This window comes from Bifidobacterium catenulatum subsp. kashiwanohense JCM 15439 = DSM 21854 (genome assembly GCF_001042615.1).
Lineage (GTDB): Bacteria > Actinomycetota > Actinomycetes > Actinomycetales > Bifidobacteriaceae > Bifidobacterium > Bifidobacterium catenulatum.
In genome coordinates, this window is sequence record NZ_AP012327.1 from 745,136 (window position 1) to 762,059 (window position 16,924).

General features: G+C 56.3%; 13 protein-coding genes. 10 read left to right on the plus strand and 3 right to left on the minus strand.

All coding sequences use genetic code 11. From position 1 onward, the window contains the following. Nucleotides 1-213 precede the first annotated feature (213 nt). Nucleotides 214-1,830, plus strand: coding sequence for a chaperonin GroEL (gene groL / locus BBKW_RS03195; RefSeq protein ID WP_033501302.1), 1,617 nt, complete (start codon nucleotides 214-216; stop codon nucleotides 1,828-1,830). 129 nt (nucleotides 1,831-1,959) lie between these two features. Here the strand turns inward: groL and BBKW_RS03200 are convergent, their stop codons facing one another. After that, a complete protein-coding gene (locus BBKW_RS03200) occupies nucleotides 1,960-2,250 on the minus strand; it encodes a WXG100 family type VII secretion target (RefSeq protein WP_003836531.1) in 291 nt (96 codons plus the stop codon). A gap of 83 nt (nucleotides 2,251-2,333) precedes the next feature. Here BBKW_RS03200 and BBKW_RS03205 point away from each other — a divergent pair, with 83 nt between their 5' ends. The 5 genes from BBKW_RS03205 (at nucleotide 2,334) to BBKW_RS03225 (ending at nucleotide 7,479) form a co-directional block, all read left to right on the plus strand. After that, on the plus strand, nucleotides 2,334-3,227 hold the full coding sequence (locus tag BBKW_RS03205; protein WP_033501301.1) for a TPM domain-containing protein: 894 nt from the start codon (nucleotides 2,334-2,336) through the stop codon (nucleotides 3,225-3,227). Between the two features lie 3 nt (nucleotides 3,228-3,230). Further along, nucleotides 3,231-3,962 (plus strand): response regulator transcription factor, encoded by a 732-nt coding sequence (locus tag BBKW_RS03210; protein WP_003836535.1) that lies wholly within the window; start codon nucleotides 3,231-3,233, stop codon nucleotides 3,960-3,962. Nucleotides 3,963-3,975: 13 nt separating this feature from the next. Then, on the plus strand, nucleotides 3,976-5,805 hold the full coding sequence (locus BBKW_RS03215; protein WP_033501300.1) for a HAMP domain-containing sensor histidine kinase: 1,830 nt from the start codon (nucleotides 3,976-3,978) through the stop codon (nucleotides 5,803-5,805). 156 nt (nucleotides 5,806-5,961) lie between these two features. Further along, nucleotides 5,962-6,351, plus strand: a complete 390-nt coding sequence (locus tag BBKW_RS03220) for a cold-shock protein (protein WP_033501299.1) — start codon at nucleotides 5,962-5,964, stop codon at nucleotides 6,349-6,351. Between the two features lie 3 nt (nucleotides 6,352-6,354). Beyond that, nucleotides 6,355-7,479 carry a DUF3027 domain-containing protein gene (locus tag BBKW_RS03225; protein ID WP_033501298.1) on the plus strand — a complete coding sequence of 375 codons (1,125 nt, stop codon included), beginning with the start codon at nucleotides 6,355-6,357 and terminating at the stop codon, nucleotides 7,477-7,479. Nucleotides 7,480-7,565: 86 nt separating this feature from the next. Here BBKW_RS03225 and BBKW_RS03230 read toward each other — a convergent pair whose 3' ends face one another. Next, on the minus strand, nucleotides 7,566-8,582 hold the full coding sequence (locus BBKW_RS03230; protein WP_033501297.1) for a universal stress protein: 1,017 nt from the start codon (nucleotides 8,580-8,582) through the stop codon (nucleotides 7,566-7,568). Between the two features lie 140 nt (nucleotides 8,583-8,722). Here BBKW_RS03230 and BBKW_RS03235 point away from each other — a divergent pair, with 140 nt between their 5' ends. Further along, nucleotides 8,723-11,308: an ATP-dependent Clp protease ATP-binding subunit gene (locus BBKW_RS03235; protein WP_033501296.1), complete on the plus strand. Its 2,586-nt coding sequence runs from the start codon at nucleotides 8,723-8,725 to the stop codon at nucleotides 11,306-11,308. 113 nt (nucleotides 11,309-11,421) lie between these two features. Here the strand turns inward: BBKW_RS03235 and BBKW_RS03240 are convergent, their stop codons facing one another. Continuing rightward, nucleotides 11,422-12,747 (minus strand): amidohydrolase family protein, encoded by a 1,326-nt coding sequence (locus BBKW_RS03240; protein ID WP_033501295.1) that lies wholly within the window; start codon nucleotides 12,745-12,747, stop codon nucleotides 11,422-11,424. A gap of 183 nt (nucleotides 12,748-12,930) precedes the next feature. Between BBKW_RS03240 and BBKW_RS03245 the strand changes: the two genes are divergently transcribed. The 3 genes from BBKW_RS03245 to BBKW_RS03255 all read left to right on the plus strand — a co-directional run bounded on the left by BBKW_RS03245 (nucleotide 12,931) and on the right by BBKW_RS03255 (nucleotide 16,899). Continuing rightward, complete coding sequence (locus BBKW_RS03245) at nucleotides 12,931-14,469, plus strand: PucR family transcriptional regulator (RefSeq protein ID WP_033501294.1); 1,539 nt, start codon at nucleotides 12,931-12,933, stop codon at nucleotides 14,467-14,469. 163 nt (nucleotides 14,470-14,632) lie between these two features. After that, a complete protein-coding gene (locus tag BBKW_RS03250; protein ID WP_048349570.1) occupies nucleotides 14,633-15,991 on the plus strand; it encodes an MFS transporter in 1,359 nt (452 codons plus the stop codon). Between the two features lie 149 nt (nucleotides 15,992-16,140). After that, nucleotides 16,141-16,899 (plus strand): creatininase, encoded by a 759-nt coding sequence (locus tag BBKW_RS03255; RefSeq protein ID WP_033501293.1) that lies wholly within the window; start codon nucleotides 16,141-16,143, stop codon nucleotides 16,897-16,899. The last annotated feature ends 25 nt before the right edge of the window (nucleotides 16,900-16,924 follow it).

Sequence of the window (16,924 nt, forward strand, 5' to 3'; positions counted from 1 at the left end):
TCCTTGAAATTCCAATAATTATGGCGTTTTGTATGAGGTTTGGTTTCTTGCTTACAGCGCAACAGTCGACATTGAGTTTGGCACTCTCGGCCTGAGAGTGCTAATCTGCCAATTAGCACTCGAGGAGTGAGAGTGATAACTGGCAGCTGACGGCTGGTGCATTCTTCGCTTCGAAAGTGGGAATAATACCGTGTAGCCATATGTGGAGGAACAATGGCAAAGATCATTGCATACGACGACGAAGCTCGTCAGGGAATGCTCGCGGGTCTCGACAAGCTCGCTGACACCGTTAAGGTCACCCTCGGTCCGAAGGGCCGCAACGTGGTTCTCGACAAGACCTACGGCGCTCCGACCATCACCAACGATGGCGTCTCCATCGCCAAGGAAATCGACTTGGATGACCCGTACGAGCGCATCGGCGCCGAGCTGGTCAAGGAAGTCGCCAAGAAGACCGACGATGTTGCTGGAGACGGCACCACCACCGCAACCGTGCTGGCGCAGTCCCTGGTGCACGAAGGCCTGAAGAACGTCACCGCCGGTTCCAACCCGATCGCTCTGCGTCGTGGTATCGAGAAGGCTTCCGAGGCTATCGTCAAGGAGCTCATCGCAGCTGCCAAGGACGTTGAGACCAAGGACCAGATCGCTGCCACCGCAACGATTTCCGCAGCCGATCCGGAAGTCGGCGAGAAGATCGCCGAAGCGCTGGACAAGGTTGGCCAGGATGGTGTTGTGACCGTTGAGGACAACAACCGTTTCGGCTTGGATCTGGACTTCACCGAAGGCATGCGTTTCGACAAGGGCTACATCGCCCCGTACTTCGTGACCAACGCCGAAGATCAGACCGCAGTGCTCGAAGAACCGTACATCCTGCTGACCTCCGGCAAGCTGAGCTCCCAGCAGGACGTCGTACACATCGCCGAACTGGTCATGAAGACCGGCAAGCCGCTGCTGATCATCGCCGAGGACGTCGACGGCGAGGCTCTGCCGACCCTGATCCTGAACAACATCCGCGGCACCTTCAAGTCCTGCGCCGTCAAGGCTCCGGGCTTCGGTGACCGTCGCAAGGCCATGCTGCAGGATATGGCCATTCTGACCGGCGCACAGGTCGTGTCCGACGAACTGGGTCTCAAGCTTGATTCCGTCGACATGTCCGTGCTCGGCACTGCCAAGAAGGTCATCGTCTCCAAGGATGAGACCACCATCGTGGCCGGCGGCGGCTCCAAGGAAGACGTGGCTGCCCGCGTGGCTCAGATTCGTGCCGAAATCGCCAACACCGATTCCGATTACGATCGCGAGAAGCTGCAGGAACGTCTGGCCAAGTTGGCTGGCGGCGTTGCCGTCATCAAGGTTGGCGCTGCCACCGAAGTCGAGGCCAAGGAACGCAAGCACCGCATCGAAGATGCCGTGCGCAACGCCAAGGCCGCCATCGAAGAAGGCCTGCTGCCGGGCGGCGGTGTCGCTCTGGTTCAGGCTGCTGCCAAGGCCGAGAACAATGTCAAGCTCGAAGGCGACGAGGCAACCGGTGCCGCGATCGTGTTCCGCGCCATCGAAGCTCCGATCAAGCAGATCGCCGAGAACGCTGGCCTGTCTGGCGACGTGGTGATCGACAAGGTTCGTTCCCTGCCTGACGGTCAGGGCCTGAACGCTGCAACCAACGAGTACGAGGACCTGCTGGCTGCCGGTGTCACCGACCCGGTCAAGGTCACCCGTTCCGCTCTGCAGAACGCAGCTTCCATCGCTGGTCTGTTCCTGACCACCGAGGCTGTTGTGGCCAACAAGCCGGAACCGCCGGCAGCTGCTCCGGCCGCTGGCGCTGACATGGGCTACTGATCCAAGGGTTCGGTAAAGCCTAACGGCATAAGCGAAAAGATATAAGCGGAGCCTGCTTCCCAAGATGGAGGCGGGCTCCGCTTTTCTTTGTGACTGCTACTGCTTTGGCCGCATCGGAAGCATCTGCCGCTACTGTGCGAACAGACGCGACGCCTGCATTTCGGTTTCCGAATAGAGCATGGACGCTTGCGAAAGCGCATGTTGAATCGATTCGAGCGACTGCTCCATCTGCTGCTGGGCTGCCCGCCATTGTTCCGCCACCGCATTGAATTGCGTGGCGGCTCCGCCGCGCCAAACGCTTTGCAGATTATTGAGATTGGCGTACATGCCTTGCACCGATTGGCGAATCGCTTGGATTGAGGCGTTCACTGCCGCGCTTGAGGATTGAATCTGTTCGCTGTCCACCTGATACTGTGCCATAATGATCCTTTCGTTGCCGCATTTTGTATGGCTGGTTTTTCCGTTCTTCACGCTTGACGCATCCGAACGGTAATGTGGACTGTATGGCAAGAGTGAACGCGATGAACGAAAAAACCAGGGTTGTGGTCGGAGGATGGCCGAATTCGTGCCCTACCGGCGTGTCGCACCAGGGGCAAAACTCCAAAAAATGTTGGAACGAAGCGCTTTGTGCGCTTCTTGCCATGATATTGTGCTGTATTGCGATGATGTGGATAACTCCCGTCGGCAATGCGGATGAAGGTACCGGCACCGGAATCACGGCCACTGAAAACATCACCGACACCGAGAATCTGCTCGGATCGAACGTCGCTGAAATTACGGACGCCATCAGCAAAACGAAGCAGGAAACCGGGGTTACCGTGCGTCTGCTGTATCTGGCGAGCTTCAACAGCGACGAAAAACCTGCGAAATGGGCGAGCGCATTGTTGGAATCGCTTGATCCGAAGCCGAATACGGTGTTGTTGGCGGTCGCTTCGAATGACGGCAATCTAGTGGTTGCCGTGTCGTCGAATTCCGACGAATGGCTGAAAAGAAAGTCGACCGTCGACGCGCTTTCTGATGCCGCGCAGAAACCTCTGATGGAAAGCACCCCGAATTGGTCGAAGTCCGCGACCGATATGATGGATCAGATCGTAGTGCAGAAGAAAACCTCGACGTCGTCGCAGACGGTGCTGTTGGGCGTTGGTGGCATGATCGCCGTATTGGTACTGCTGATTGTGATTATGGTGGTGTTCCATATTCTGCGCAAACGTGGCGTCATCAAGCGTAAGGTTCGTAAGCATGCGGGGAAGCATGCCGAGGTTGCCGTGCGTTCCGAGCCGGTGAAGGAGTGGAGCGTTGATGACGAGCTGTCCGCTGATGCGCCTGATAAGGAACCAATGCCAAAGGAAGATTCAGAATCCGTTCAGGAAACATCCAGTGAAAAGAGTGATGCTTAAGGCATGAGCAAGCCTATTGAAGCATCCATTGTCGTTGTTGATGACGAACCGTCCATCCGCGAACTGCTGGTGGCGTCCCTGCATTTCGCCGGTTTTGAAGTGAATACCGCGGCTTCGGGATCCGAGGCCATCGAGGTTATCGAAAAAATACAGCCTGATTTGATTGTGCTTGACGTGATGCTCCCGGATATCGACGGTTTTACGGTGACTCGTCGCATCCGCCAGGAGGGCATCACCACGCCGGTGCTGTATCTGACGGCTCGTGATGATACGCAAGATAAAGTCATGGGCCTGACCGTGGGCGGCGATGATTACGTGACTAAGCCGTTCAGCCTTGAGGAGGTTGTCGCGAGAATCCGAGCCATCCTACGTCGTACCCAGGAACAGGTTGAAGACGATCCGATCATTCGCGTCGCCGATCTGGAAATCAACGAGGACTCGCATGACGTGTCCCGCGCCGGCCAGCCGATCGACTTAAGCCCCACCGAATACAAGCTGCTCCGTTATTTGATGGATAACGAGGGACGTGTGCTTTCGAAGGCGCAGATTCTGGATCACGTGTGGCAGTACGATTGGGGTGGAGACGCTGCGATCGTTGAATCGTATATTTCTTACCTGCGTAAGAAGGTCGATGGCCTCACGGTTGAGGATGAGAACGGCGAGAAGCGCAAGGTGGCCCCACTCATCGAAACGAAGCGTGGCATCGGCTACATGATTCGCGCGCCGAAGAACTAAACGGTTCCCCACGATGAGTCAGGATATCCGTCAGCCGTCGGCTGACCCGCAGAACACGCAGAAGAACGCCACCCAGCCGTGCCCGCAACGTGTGCCCTTGCATCAGCGGATTGGCAGGAAGGTGCAGTCCATTCCACTGAGCACCAAGCTGGTCGCCTGCATCATTGTGCTGCTCACCATTGGCACCATTGGTATTTCCTTCTCCATTCGCACGCTTGTAGGCAATTATTTGCTGCAGAAAACCGACAACCAGTTGGTGAATCAGGCGCAGATGATTTTCAATAGCATGGATTCGCTGGACAGCACCACAAGCGAGGATGGCAGGAGCCTGGTGAACACGTACTATGTCGAGGTACGTGACAGCGAATACAAGCGTACGGGAGCGGGATCGGTGCCCATGCTTCGGGAGGGCGTGGTATCCGAGCCGAGCCTACCTTCTGATGGCAGTATCAATGGGGTTACGCTAGGAGAGCCGTTCACCACGCAGGCGGTGGTGCATGTCACCACCAGTCGGGTGCCGGATCATGCCATCATGCAGGCCGCGCAGTCGCCCTGGCGTGTGGTAGCGTTGCCTTGGAGCGAGAAAAGCAAAATCGGTGAAGTCAAAAACAGTGGCGTCGTGTTCATCGGATTGTCGCTCAGCGACCAGATTGACACTGCGAACACGTTGACGCGGTTCTGCGCCATGGTTGGCATCGCAGTGGTACTGATCGGCGTCATCCTCGGCACCATCGTTGTGCAAAGCACGCTTGCTCCGCTGAAACGCATCGAAAAGACCGCGGCGAAGATCGCGGCAGGGGATTTGAGCCAGCGCGTTCCCGACTTGCCGGAGAACACGGAGGTCGGTTCGCTGTCCATGTCGTTGAACACCATGCTGACGCGCATTGAGGAAAGCTTCCACGCGCAGGAGGAAACGACTGAGAAGATGAAGCGGTTCGTTTCCGACGCCAGTCATGAATTGCGCACCCCGCTTGCTGCGATTCATGGTTACGCGGAACTCTACAAAATGCAGCGTGACATGCCGGGGGCGTTGGAGCGTGCCGACGAGTCCATCGCGCATATCGAGGCGTCCAGTGCACGCATGACGGTGTTGGTGGAGGATCTGCTTTCTTTGGCGCGTCTTGACGAAGGTCGTGGCATCGATATCACCCAGCAGGTGAAGCTCACTTCTGTGGTGAAGGACGCTGCCGACGATTTGCATGCGCTTGATCCGGATCGTGGCATCGCCTGCGGTCAGGTGGTGCTGCAGCCGGGGCAAGATATGAACAATCCTGCGAGGTTGACGTTCCAGCCGGGGCAGATGCCGGATATTACGCTGACAGGTGATGCTTCAAGATTGCGTCAGGTGGTGACCAATATCGTTGGCAATATCCACCGCTATACGCCGGCCGATTCGCCAGTGGAGGTTTCGATGGGCGTGCTGACGGCTTCCGTCAGCCCGGAGTCGTTGTCTCGCATGCCGTCGAACGAGCAGTCGCTGCGTCACTTGGTCGAAGCCATCGAAGTCGGGCAGTCGATGCAGGTGGGTATGAACTATGCGATCGTTCGCTTCAGTGATCACGGTCCCGGCGTTCCGGCTGAGGCGCGTTCAAAGATTTTCGAACGTTTCTATACGGCTGACCCGTCCCGAGCTCGGCAGAAAGGCGGCACCGGCCTTGGCATGGCGATCGCGCAATCCGTGGTCAAGGCGCATCACGGTTTCATCTGTGCTTCCGGCAGCGAGGGAACCGGCTTGACATTGACGGTGGTGCTTCCGGTGGCTCCGGTGGAGCCGCGTCCGTTGGCACAGACCAGTGACGAACGCAGGGGTGACAAGCGGGGTCGCAGGCCGAAAAAACAGTGATGCAAACGCCTGAAAAGGCCAGATTTGACGCTTATTGGCGCAAGAGATGGTATATATCCCACCTCTTGCGCTAAACTGTATCTTTGATTTGTAATCGGCGGGCGGTTTTCTTTCGCTTGCCTGAAGGTATGTGGATTACGTAAGAGTGAGGTGACAATGCCTAGCGGACGCGTTCGTTGGTTCGATGCGAACAAAGGCTATGGTTTTATTCAGAACGAGCAGGGCGCCGATGTGTTCTTGCCTGCAGCTGCCCTGCCGGAGGGCGTGAAGACATTGCGCAAAGGCGTGAAGGTCGAGTATTCCGTGGTGGAAGGCCGCCGTGGCCCGCAGGCGATGGGTCTTACGCTCGTCGCGTCCGCCCCGTCTCTGGTCAAGGCGACGCGACCGAAGCCGGATGATATGGCCGCCATCGTGGAGGATCTCATCAAGCTGCTGGATTCCGCCGGAAACCAGCTGCGCCGCCATCATTATCCGTCGCCGGCCGAAAGCAAGAAACTGGCCACGCTGATGCGTGCCGTGGCCGACAACTTCGACGTACAGGAATAATTCATGTCCGATACCACAATGGATCCCAAGGCGATCGCTCAAGCGGTGGCCATCGAAGTCGCCGATGAGGATAGTCAGGTCGGCGATTTCGTTGAAGCCATCGATTTGGGGGACAACGTCACTGATTTTCGTTTCGAAACCCGCGTGCGCGGGTATGAGGGATGGCAGTGGTCGGTGACGTTGTATCACGATGTCGAGTTGGATCATTGGACGGTCAATGAGTCGTCGTTGGTGCCTACCGATAAGGCGTTGCGTCCACCGGAATGGATTCCGTGGAAGGATCGTCTCGAACCAACCGACTTGGCGGTGACCGATTCGATCGGCACCGATCCCGACGATCCGCGTATGGAGAAGGGGTTCCGTAAGGTGGAACCTGCTGAGCAAGGCGAAAACGTTTCTTCCGATGCGGAGTCTGTCGAAACGACGGATGCCGGCGATAATGCCGAGACGGACGCTGATGGGGTTGGCGGTTCACAAGACGAGAGCGCTGCAGCATCGGTGACTTCCGAAGAGGATATCGACGAGGCGGTTGAGGAATTCGACCTGTCCCGCCGGCATGTGCTTACGCCTTTGGGACGCTCCCAGACCGCGAAACGTTGGTATGAGGGGCCACGTGGGCCGAAGTCGTTGTCCACCAAAACGTCGGATGGCAATCCATGCTCGACGTGCGGATTCTTCATTCCCCTGAAGGGCGAGCTGAACCTCCTGTTTGGCGTGTGCGCCAACAAGTGGAGTCCTGATGACGGTCGCGTCGTCTCCATCGACCATGGCTGTGGCGAGCATTCCGAGATCGAGCCTCCGGAACCGTCGCATCTGTGGGTGCAGTCGAAGCCGGCTTTCGACGACCTTCATATCGACATCATCGCGCAGGCTCCGCGTGACGAGCGCAGTTCCGTCGAACTGATCGAACAGTTGTCAGTGGACGAAGACGGCAATCCAAACGATGAGGAGGAAGCCTCCGAAGCCGATATCGAAGCCAATACCGTGGATGATGGTGCGAATCAGGAGGAAGTGCTCGAACATACGGCTCCGCAGGATGAGCCTGAAGTGGAAGCCACCGTTGAACTAGGCGATGACGAGGATTCGGAAGTCGAAGAAGTGTCTGAAAACGATACGGAAGCCGAATAATCCGGTTTTGCTGCAAATATGAGAGCAGCCCGCATTCCCAACTTAGGGAAGCGGGCTGCTCTCATATCTGCAAACGTTGCGAATGTTTAGTGCACGACGGTGACGGTGCAATCGGCGAAATTGACGATCTGCTTGGAGACGGAACCGAGGAAATGCGCATCCAATCCAGACAGTCCGCGGGAACCGACCACCAAATGGCGTGCGTAACGGGAAGCTGCGATCAGTCCCTTCGCCGCGGAGATATGGAAGGCGTGCGATTCGATCTGGAAATCGTCGGGAATGCCGGCCGCGGGAATCTCTACCGAATCGAGAAGCTCGTCAAGAATGCGTTCTGCACGCTCCTGACCTACGGCGATTGGCGCGATGGCGTTCTCATACCCTTCGATGACACCGAGATCTTTCAGCTGCCAGCAGAACATCACCTGCAGGGGAGCGTGATGCAGCGCAGCCAGATCGATGGCGAACCGCAGGGCGTGTCGCGATGTTTCCGATCCGTCGACGCCGACCACAATCGGACGCTGGCTTCTTGGCAGCGGGGAACCCGGCAGGTCGTATGTCACGGTGTTCTCCGAGGGCGTAAGTGCATTGGCGATGGCATCCTGCACGCTGGACTCCTCGTCGTCGAGAATGCGCACCACGGTGACAGGAACTTCCGCAGCCTCGGCGAGCGAAGCCGAAAGAGATCCGAGGAACCAGCGCGCCACACGGCCAAGGGAACGGCGCCCTACCACAATCTGCTGCGCGTCCCTGCCTATCTCCAGCAACGCGGCTGTTCCCGTGGCCTTGACCGATGTTAGTTTGACATGATCCTCATTGAGGGTCATGCCTTGCGAAGCCTCAGAAACCCAGTCACGAAGCCTCTGCGCGATATCGTGACGGACTTCAGCCCATTGTTCTTCGTCTTCCGGCTCTGATCCCATATCCCAGGAATGGGACCAGGCGAACACCGCATTGACCTGCTGGCCTGTAAGCGATGCCTCGTTCAGCGCCCAGCGTAATGCGGCGAAGGATTCGTCGGAACCGTCAACGCCGACGACGATGTCATGGAGACGGGTGTCTGCGATCGATCCGGAGCCGGTCGCATTTAGGGTGGTGTCGCTCATCTTGGTGACCTCCTTGGTTGTTGCTATATGTCAAGCATATCTGTTTGGTTGCGTTGAGAGCGCAATTTACGCGCGGATGAAACAAACGTCACCGTGAATCGGTAGAGTGTTGAAGGACTAACAAGAGTGGAAGGACAAGCATGTTCGAACGGTTTACCGACCGTGCGCGGCGCGTGATCGTGCTGGCGCAGGAAGAAGCTCGTACCCTCCAGCACAACTACATCGGTACCGAGCATCTGCTGCTTGGCCTGATTCGCGAGGGTGACGGCGTTGCAGCCAAGGCGCTGGCCTCAAAGGGTGTGACCTTGGATGACACCCGCAAACAGGTCGAAGAGATGATCGGTAAGGGGAATGCCACGCCGAACGGCCACATTCCCTTCACCCCGCATGCCAGGCAGGTGTTGGAGCTGTCGCTGCGTGAGGCGTTGCAGCTGGGGCACAGCTATATCGGCACCGAGCATATCCTGCTCGGTCTGATTCATGAAGGCGAAGGCGTAGGCACTCAAGTGCTGATCAAGATGGATGTCAATCTTGGTGAACTGCGCAGCGCCACTATCGACTTGATTCGTGGCAATTCCGGTGATGGCAAGGGTGATGGCAAGGGCGATTTGGCCAACGCCGGTGGCGTACAGGATCGTCGCAACCAGACCGGTTCCGCGATTCTTGACCAGTTTGGCCGCAATTTGACCGCCGAAGCTGCCGCCGGCAAGCTTGATCCGGTGATTGGTCGCTCGAGTGAGATCGAGCGTGTGATGGTGGTGCTGAGCCGCCGCACCAAGAACAATCCGGTGCTGATCGGCGAGCCGGGTGTCGGCAAAACCGCCGTGGTCGAAGGTTTGGCGCAGAAGATCAACGCCGGTGACGTTCCGGAGACCCTGAAGGGCAAGCAGGTCTATTCGTTGGATCTGGGATCCATGGTGGCTGGTTCGCGCTATCGTGGCGATTTCGAGGAACGCCTGAAGAAGGTGCTCAAGGAGATCAAGACCCGCGGCGACATCGTGCTGTTCATTGATGAGATCCACACCATTGTGGGCGCTGGCTCCGCAGACGGTGCTCTTGGCGCTTCCGACATGCTGAAGCCTATGCTGGCCCGTGGCGAGCTGCAGACCATCGGCGCCACTACTACCGACGAGTACCGTAAGTACATCGAGAAGGATGCGGCTCTGGAACGTCGTTTCCAGCCGATCCAGGTGCATGAGCCGAGCATTGCCGAAACCATCGAGATCCTTAAGGGCTTGCGTTCCCGTTACGAGAACCACCACCATGTGACGATCACCGATGGTGCGTTGCAGGCCGCGGCCGAACTGTCGAGCCGTTACATTCAGGACCGTCACCTGCCTGACAAGGCCATCGATCTGATCGATGAGGCTGGCGCGCGCTTGCGCATCCGTCGACTGACCGCTCCGCCGGAACTCAAGGAACTCGACACGAAGATTGCCAAGCTTGCCGAGGAGAAGGACCAGTCCATCAAAGACCAGGACTTCGAAAAGGCAGCTGAGCTGCGTGATAAGCAGGAGAAGCTGGAAGCCGAACGCAAGCAGAAGGAATCTTCATGGCGTGAAGGCGAATCCGACGTGAAGATGGTCGTGGATGAGGATGTCATCGCCGAAGTGATTTCCCAGACCACCGGCATTCCGGTGTTCAAGCTCACTCAGGCCGAGTCCAAGAAGCTCATGACCATGGAAAGCGAGCTGCATAAGCGCATCATCGGCCAGGATGAGGCCGTGTCCGCATTGAGTCGCTCCATCCGCCGCGCACGTGTCGGCTTGAAGGATCCGAAGCGTCCGTCCGGTTCGTTTATCTTCGCTGGCCCCACCGGTGTTGGTAAGACCGAGCTGGCCAAGACGCTCGCCGAATTCCTGTTTGACGACGAGGACGCGCTGATTCGTGTCGATATGTCCGAATTCTCCGAGAAATATGCGGCTTCACGCCTGTTTGGTGCTCCTCCGGGATACGTCGGCTATGAAGAGGGCGGCGAACTCACCGAGAAAGTGCGTCGCAAGCCGTTCTCCGTGGTGCTGTTCGATGAGATCGAAAAGGCCCATCCGGATATCTTCAACACGCTGCTGCAGGTGTTGGATGATGGTCATCTGACCGATGGCCAGGGCCGCAGGGTGGACTTCAAGAACACCATCATCATTCTGACCACCAATCTTGGTACTCGTGACATCGCCAAGGCCGCCAACACCGGCTTCAACTTGGGTGCCAACACCGAGTCGAGCTACCAGCGCATGAAGGATCAGGTCTCTGCGGAGCTGAAGCAGCAGTTCCGTCCGGAATTCCTGAACCGTCTGGACGACATCATCGTGTTCAAGCAGCTCACTGAGCCGCAGGTGCGTCAGATCGTCGATCTTGACGTCAAGCAGCTCAATGATCGCTTGTTCGATCGCCACATGTCGCTCGAGCTTACTGACGCTGCCAAGGATCTGCTCGCGCAGAAGGGCTTCGACCCGCTGCTGGGCGCGCGTCCGTTACGTCGTGTGATTCAGCGTGACGTCGAAGACGCCATTTCGGAGAAGATTCTGATGGGCGAACTTGAAGATGGCCAGCGCGTGAAGGTCGATGCGGAAGGTGAAGGCATTCTGGGTGAGTTCACCTTCACCGGTGAGGCGTTCGAAGAGCCGAACACGGAGCCTGCCGATACCGAGTCTGCTGAAACTGAAGCTGCACCGGCTGAAGCTGAGGTGCCTGCCGAATCGATGGAATCCGCAGAATCCACCGAATAAGCAATCGGTACGCAAATAACGCAATAAACAAGAGGCCTTGAAATCATGTGCAATGATTTCAAGGCTTCTTTGTATGTCTTTCGCATACCGGAAATAATTCAGAATCCAATGAGTTACAACGTCAGCAAATCAAGATCAGTATCGATCGACGTGTTGCGGGTAAACAGCGTACGCCCCTCGCGTACCGAACGAAGCACTTCGCAACGCTCATATACGGCATCAAACACGCTGGAAGCATCAAGCACAATGAAGCTTGCCGGCTTGCCCTCCTCAAGACCATACGAATCTCGCATGCCGAGCGTGGTCGCACCATTGACCGTCAGGAACTTCAACGCATCATCGATCTCCTCAAAACTCATCATCTGCGCCAAATGCAGCACATAATCGAGAATCAGCATCATATTGCCGTTACCGACCGGATACCAGGGATCTTGCATGGAATCCTGACCAAGCGACACATTCATCCCAGCTTCGGTGAGCTCCTTGACTCGCGTGATGCCACGACGCTTCGGGAACGTGTCTTGACGCCCCTGCAGATACAGATTTTCCGTAGGCGCGCAGGCGAAATTGATATGTGCGGCCTTCAACAGCTTGCTCAGATGGAAGAAATAGGCATTGTCGGCCGATCCCAAGGAGCAAGTGTGGCTTGCCGTGGTCTTCGAACCAATACCGGCGCGATAGGCGAGTGCGGACAGCAATTCAAGATAACGTGAGTTTGGATCGTCGGTTTCGTCGCAATGCACGTCGATGAGTTTGTTGTACTTCGAAGCCAGTTCGACCACGGTGTGCATGGAACGTTCGCCGAACTCACGGCACTGCTCGAAATGCGGAATGCCACCGACGCAATCAGCACCCATTTTCAGGCCTTCCTCAACCAAATCCGCTCCGGATTCGCCATGAGGACCTTCATAGGAGTACATGCCCTCCTGCGGGAAGGAGACGATCTGCAGCGTGACCGTATCTTTCAGTTCCTCCTTAAGCTCCAGCAGGGCTTTGAGCGAGGTAAGATTCGGATCGGTCACATCGGCGTGCGAACGGATGAATTGCACGCCGTGACGCATTTCCTTTGCTATGCCGATTTTCGCCCGTTCCTTGACCTCGTCAACGGTAAGATCGGATTTGGTCTCGCTCCAGCGCTGAATGCCTTCGAACAGGGTGCCTGACTCGTTCACCGCGCCGGGCTTGCGTGCGGTAAAGACGTAATCAAGATGCAGATGGGTGTCGCAGAATGGTGGACAGACCAGCTTTCCGCCCAAATTGATGACTTCCACGCTCGCCATATCTTTGCCTTGTGCTTCGAGTGTTGCTTTGAGATTGGGTGCAATGCTGATGAACTTGCCGTCTTCGACGAGAATATCTTGGATTGCCGCTGTTTCGGCTGCGGTGCTGCTTGGCATGCCGGTGGCGATGTGTGCGTTGGTGAACAGTTGCGTGCTCATAATCGCTCCTTCCAATACGAGTTTTCATGCGAGTTTTCGGGTTCCGGCAGACGTTTTGTCATATGTCCATTGGGTTACGGAAGGGAACCTTTGACGTAATCGTTGATGGTTATTGTCGGCGTATTGCTTTGCGGTCACGTTACTTGATGTGACATGTGTATTACTTCGGATTGGACGGTTTGTATGGCTGTTACGGTGAGGGAAGTGCTCGATGATGCCTTGGTTGCGACGGCGGAACCACAGGTTGAAGTTGCTGGCGATAGCTTGGATAATCCGGTGCGTTGGGTGTTCACCAACGAACGCGAGGACGTCGCCTCATTTCTGGCGGGAGGTGAGCTTCTGGTGGTGGAGGGGCGATCTTTAGTTGCGGACGGTCGTGAAAAACGTGCGGACGAATATGTGAAAAGCCTCGTGAATGCTGATATTGCGGCATTGATGGTCGAATTGGTTGAAGAAGTCACCCAACTGCCGAAAGTGTTGGTGAAGGCAGCCAAGCATGAAGGACTTACGATTATTGGATTGCGCCGTCGCATTCCTTTCGTCGATATCTGCCAGAGCGTCAATACCATGATTGTGCGTGGTCAGATGCGTATGCAGATGCAAGTGGACGTTATGTCAACTTCGTTGCGTTCTGAGCTTGCTCAGGTGTCCAATCCCAAAGCCGTTGCCGATAGCATTGCGAACCTGTTCGGTGAGGATGTGGTCATATTCGACGTGGACGGTCTTGAAGTTGCCCGAGCTGGACAGAACATCCATACCGCTACAGATTGCGGCATTGTGCTTGCATTGGAGGAACAGAAACGGCCTTTGGGTGCTTTGGAGATCAGTCAGCGCAATACGGTGTTCGATGAAGCGATGTGCAGAAGGATCGAACAGATTGCCGCTCCGGTTTTGGCACTGTACCTCGATGGAGGAGCGCGCGTCGGCATGGTGGCGCATCTGATTGCGGGGCCGGAAGATGGCGTGCATGTTTCGTCGATGGAGGCGCGTGAGGGCCATGCCATGCTTGATGCGTTGGGATTCGCCGCTTCGGGCGTGTATATGCCATTTGCCATGAAACTCAAGTCGGTGTCCAACGCCATGCCGGCAATCGTGTCGATGATCGACGATTTCGAATCCAACGGCGGTTGCGAATCGATCTGTTTGTTGGAAGGCGATCTAATGATCGGTTTTCTCGCGGCGCAAGATAGCGGCGGCGATGTGTCGGTATTTTCAGATCGGTGTTTGCATGCGTTGACGCAAGTCGCTGCAAACGAATACGTATATACCGTGCATGGCCGCGCAGCGTTGGACACGATTTCATTGATGGACGCGTTCGGTGCGTTGCGCAGTGTGATCCGAACATGCATTTCGAACGATGCGGAATGCCCGTATGGAACCCTCGAATGTGTGGATTCCTCTTTGCTGGAACGCATGTTGGGAATGGAACGTACCGATGAGGCCGTGCGCATGGTGATCACGCAGACGGTGGGGTATGAGCTTATGCATAACGCCATGCTGATCGACACGTTGTGCGCCTGCTTCGACAATCTCGACAACAAGACCGGCGCATGCGAGCAATTAGGTATCCAACGGCAGACGTTGTACAACCGATTGGACAAAGTGACACAGATCGTGGGCATATCGCCTACCGATAAAATCAGCTGGTCAATGCTGCTTTTAGGCGCGAAAATAGCGAAATCGCAACATAATCACACCATATCTTCCACTTCGACGCTGTAAGCAAGGGGAACTTGGCAAAACGTCCAAAACAGATGGTTGCGGTTTAACAATCAGTTCACTTTGGCGCAAATACTTCGGGCGATAGTCAGAGTCACAACGTTCGCCGGGTATGAAGAAAATGCGAACGTACAGACAGATTCAGCAGAAGAAAGCAGGTGACATGATGAGTGCCAGTGCAACAATCGCAACCGCCAACAGGGCTTCCGTGTCTGAACAGTCCGAAGAGCAGAAGATGGTCAAGAAAGTGGCCGTCTCGTCTTTCCTCGGCAATTTCATTGAATGGTTCGACTACGCTTCCTATTCCTACTTCGCGGCCACCATCGCTCTGGTGTTTTTCCCGTCCGGCAATCACACGGTCGCCATGCTGCAGACGTTCGGCGTGTTTGCACTGTCATTCGTACTTCGTCCGATCGGTGCACTGTTTTGGGGCAATTGCGGCGATAAGAAGGGACGCAAGGGCGCTCTTGCGATTTCCATCATGTTCATGTCGGGTGCATCATTCCTGATTGGCTGCCTGCCGTCATATGATGTGATCGGCATTTTCGCTCCGGCACTGTTGCTGCTGCTTCGTATGGTGCAGGGCTTCTCCGCTTCCGGTGAATATGCCGGCGCCGCAACCTTCCTTGGCGAATACGCGCCGACCAAGAAGCGTGGCATCTACTGCTCGTTGATTCCGGCATCCACCGCCATCGGTCTGCTCGTAGGCTCCACGCTCGCCACCGTGATGACCGCTTCGCTGAGTTCTGATGCACTGACCTCTTGGGGATGGCGTATTCCGTTCCTCATGGCCGGCCCGCTTGGTCTGATCGTGCATTTCATCCGTACCAAGCTCGCTGATTCGCCGGTGTATGCTTCCATGACCGAAGCTTTGGACGACAAGCAGCAGTTCGCTTCCACCACCAAGAGCGTCTCCCCACTGCGCGAGCTGTTCCAGAACCATTCCAAGACTCTGGTCATCAGCTTCGGCGCCTGCGTGCTCAACGCGGTCGGCTTCTACACGGTGCTCACCTACCTGCCGACCTATCTGAGCGACACGGTTGGCATGGCTGCCGCACAGTCGTCCACCATCACCACCATCTGCCTGGTACTGTATGTGGCTTTGGTGTTTGGCATGGGTCACATCTCCGACACGTTCGGACGCAAGAAGGTGCTGATTGGTGCATGCGTGGCCTTCATCGTGCTCACTGTTCCGGCCTTCATGGCGCTGAGCACCGCACAGTTCTGGCCGGTGCTGATCGTTGAGCTCGCCATGTGCGCCACCCTGACCGCCAATGACGGTACGCTTTCGAGCTACCTGACTGAGACCTTCTCGACATCGGTTCGTTTCACCGGCTTCGCATTCAGCTTCAACCTTGCCAACGCCATCTTCGGTGGAACTGCACCGTTCATCGCAACCTGGCTGATCTACACCACTGGTTCGAGCATCGCTCCGGCCTGGTACATGGTGGCGGTGTCCGCCGTGGCACTGGTCGCCATGATCCTCTCTCACGAAAACACGGATAAGGATCTGAGCCGCATCTGAGAAGAAACGGTTTTACGCAACAATTCCTCGAAACAATAAACGCCGTCCCTGAAACATCGATTGCAACATCGATTCGCGGGGACGGCATCATCGCAATCATTATCAATTGTTGAAACGCAAACCAACAACAGCACATAAAAGGAGCAATCATGAGCAGCAGCCGTCGGATGGACCATATGACCTGGCCGGAAATTGAAGCATCGAAATCAAAGCCGGTTATTGTGCCAATCGGCTCCACCGAACAGCATAGCCAGCATCTTCCCCTTGGTGTGGACGCCATGATCGCCAGCCATGTGTCTGAAGACCTCGCCGAACGCATCGACGGCATCGTGGCACCGACCATGAACTACGGGTACAAGTCGAAGCCGCTTTCCGGGGGCGGCCCATTGTTCCCCGGCACCATCGACATGAACGGTGTGACGGTGATCAATCAAATGCATGATGTGCTTGGCGAGCTGATCGCGGACGGTTTCACCAAAATCGTGGTGATGAACGCGCATTTCGAAAACGAGGCGTTCATTATCGAGGCAATCGATCTGATCACCCGCGAAACCGGGGGAGTGGCCACCATCGTCGAAACCAACTGGTGGGATCCGCTGCCGGAGAACGTGGTCGAGCAGGTGTTCGACGGACTCGTGTTCCCCGGTTGGGCGTTGGAACATGCCGCAGTGACGGAAACCTCATTGATGATGCATTATGAGCCGGAATTGGTGCATATGGACCGTGTGATCGACGAAGGCAATGTTATACCGAAGGCTTACGTGCGCTATCCGGTGCGCAAGGGCGACGTTCCGGATTACGGCGGACTGGCCACTCCTGCAGGTTCCAGCGCCGAACGAGGCAAGCTCATCGTCAATGCCTGCATTGATGCGGTGGCCGATATTTGTGCTGCCGAATTCGGCGCATGATAGTTGAATATTCTGTATGGTGATT

Excerpts from the sequence above, each read along its gene's own strand:
- BBKW_RS03225 (WP_033501298.1), top strand. The coding sequence starts at position 6,355 with ATGTCCGATACCACAATGGATCCCAAGGCGATCGCTCAAGCGGTGGCC.
- BBKW_RS03255 (WP_033501293.1), top strand. The coding sequence starts at position 16,141 with ATGAGCAGCAGCCGTCGGATGGACCATATGACCTGGCCGGAAATTGAA.
- BBKW_RS03200 (WP_003836531.1), bottom strand. The coding sequence starts at position 2,250 with ATGGCACAGTATCAGGTGGACAGCGAACAGATTCAATCCTCAAGCGCG.
- BBKW_RS03205 (WP_033501301.1), top strand. The coding sequence starts at position 2,334 with ATGGCAAGAGTGAACGCGATGAACGAAAAAACCAGGGTTGTGGTCGGA.
- BBKW_RS03215 (WP_033501300.1), top strand. The coding sequence starts at position 3,976 with ATGAGTCAGGATATCCGTCAGCCGTCGGCTGACCCGCAGAACACGCAG.
- groL (WP_033501302.1), top strand. The coding sequence starts at position 214 with ATGGCAAAGATCATTGCATACGACGACGAAGCTCGTCAGGGAATGCTC.
- BBKW_RS03230 (WP_033501297.1), bottom strand. The coding sequence starts at position 8,582 with ATGAGCGACACCACCCTAAATGCGACCGGCTCCGGATCGATCGCAGAC.
- BBKW_RS03210 (WP_003836535.1), top strand. The coding sequence starts at position 3,231 with ATGAGCAAGCCTATTGAAGCATCCATTGTCGTTGTTGATGACGAACCG.
- BBKW_RS03220 (WP_033501299.1), top strand. The coding sequence starts at position 5,962 with ATGCCTAGCGGACGCGTTCGTTGGTTCGATGCGAACAAAGGCTATGGT.
- BBKW_RS03245 (WP_033501294.1), top strand. The coding sequence starts at position 12,931 with ATGGCTGTTACGGTGAGGGAAGTGCTCGATGATGCCTTGGTTGCGACG.
- BBKW_RS03250 (WP_048349570.1), top strand. The coding sequence starts at position 14,633 with ATGAGTGCCAGTGCAACAATCGCAACCGCCAACAGGGCTTCCGTGTCT.
- BBKW_RS03240 (WP_033501295.1), bottom strand. The coding sequence starts at position 12,747 with ATGAGCACGCAACTGTTCACCAACGCACACATCGCCACCGGCATGCCA.
- BBKW_RS03235 (WP_033501296.1), top strand. The coding sequence starts at position 8,723 with ATGTTCGAACGGTTTACCGACCGTGCGCGGCGCGTGATCGTGCTGGCG.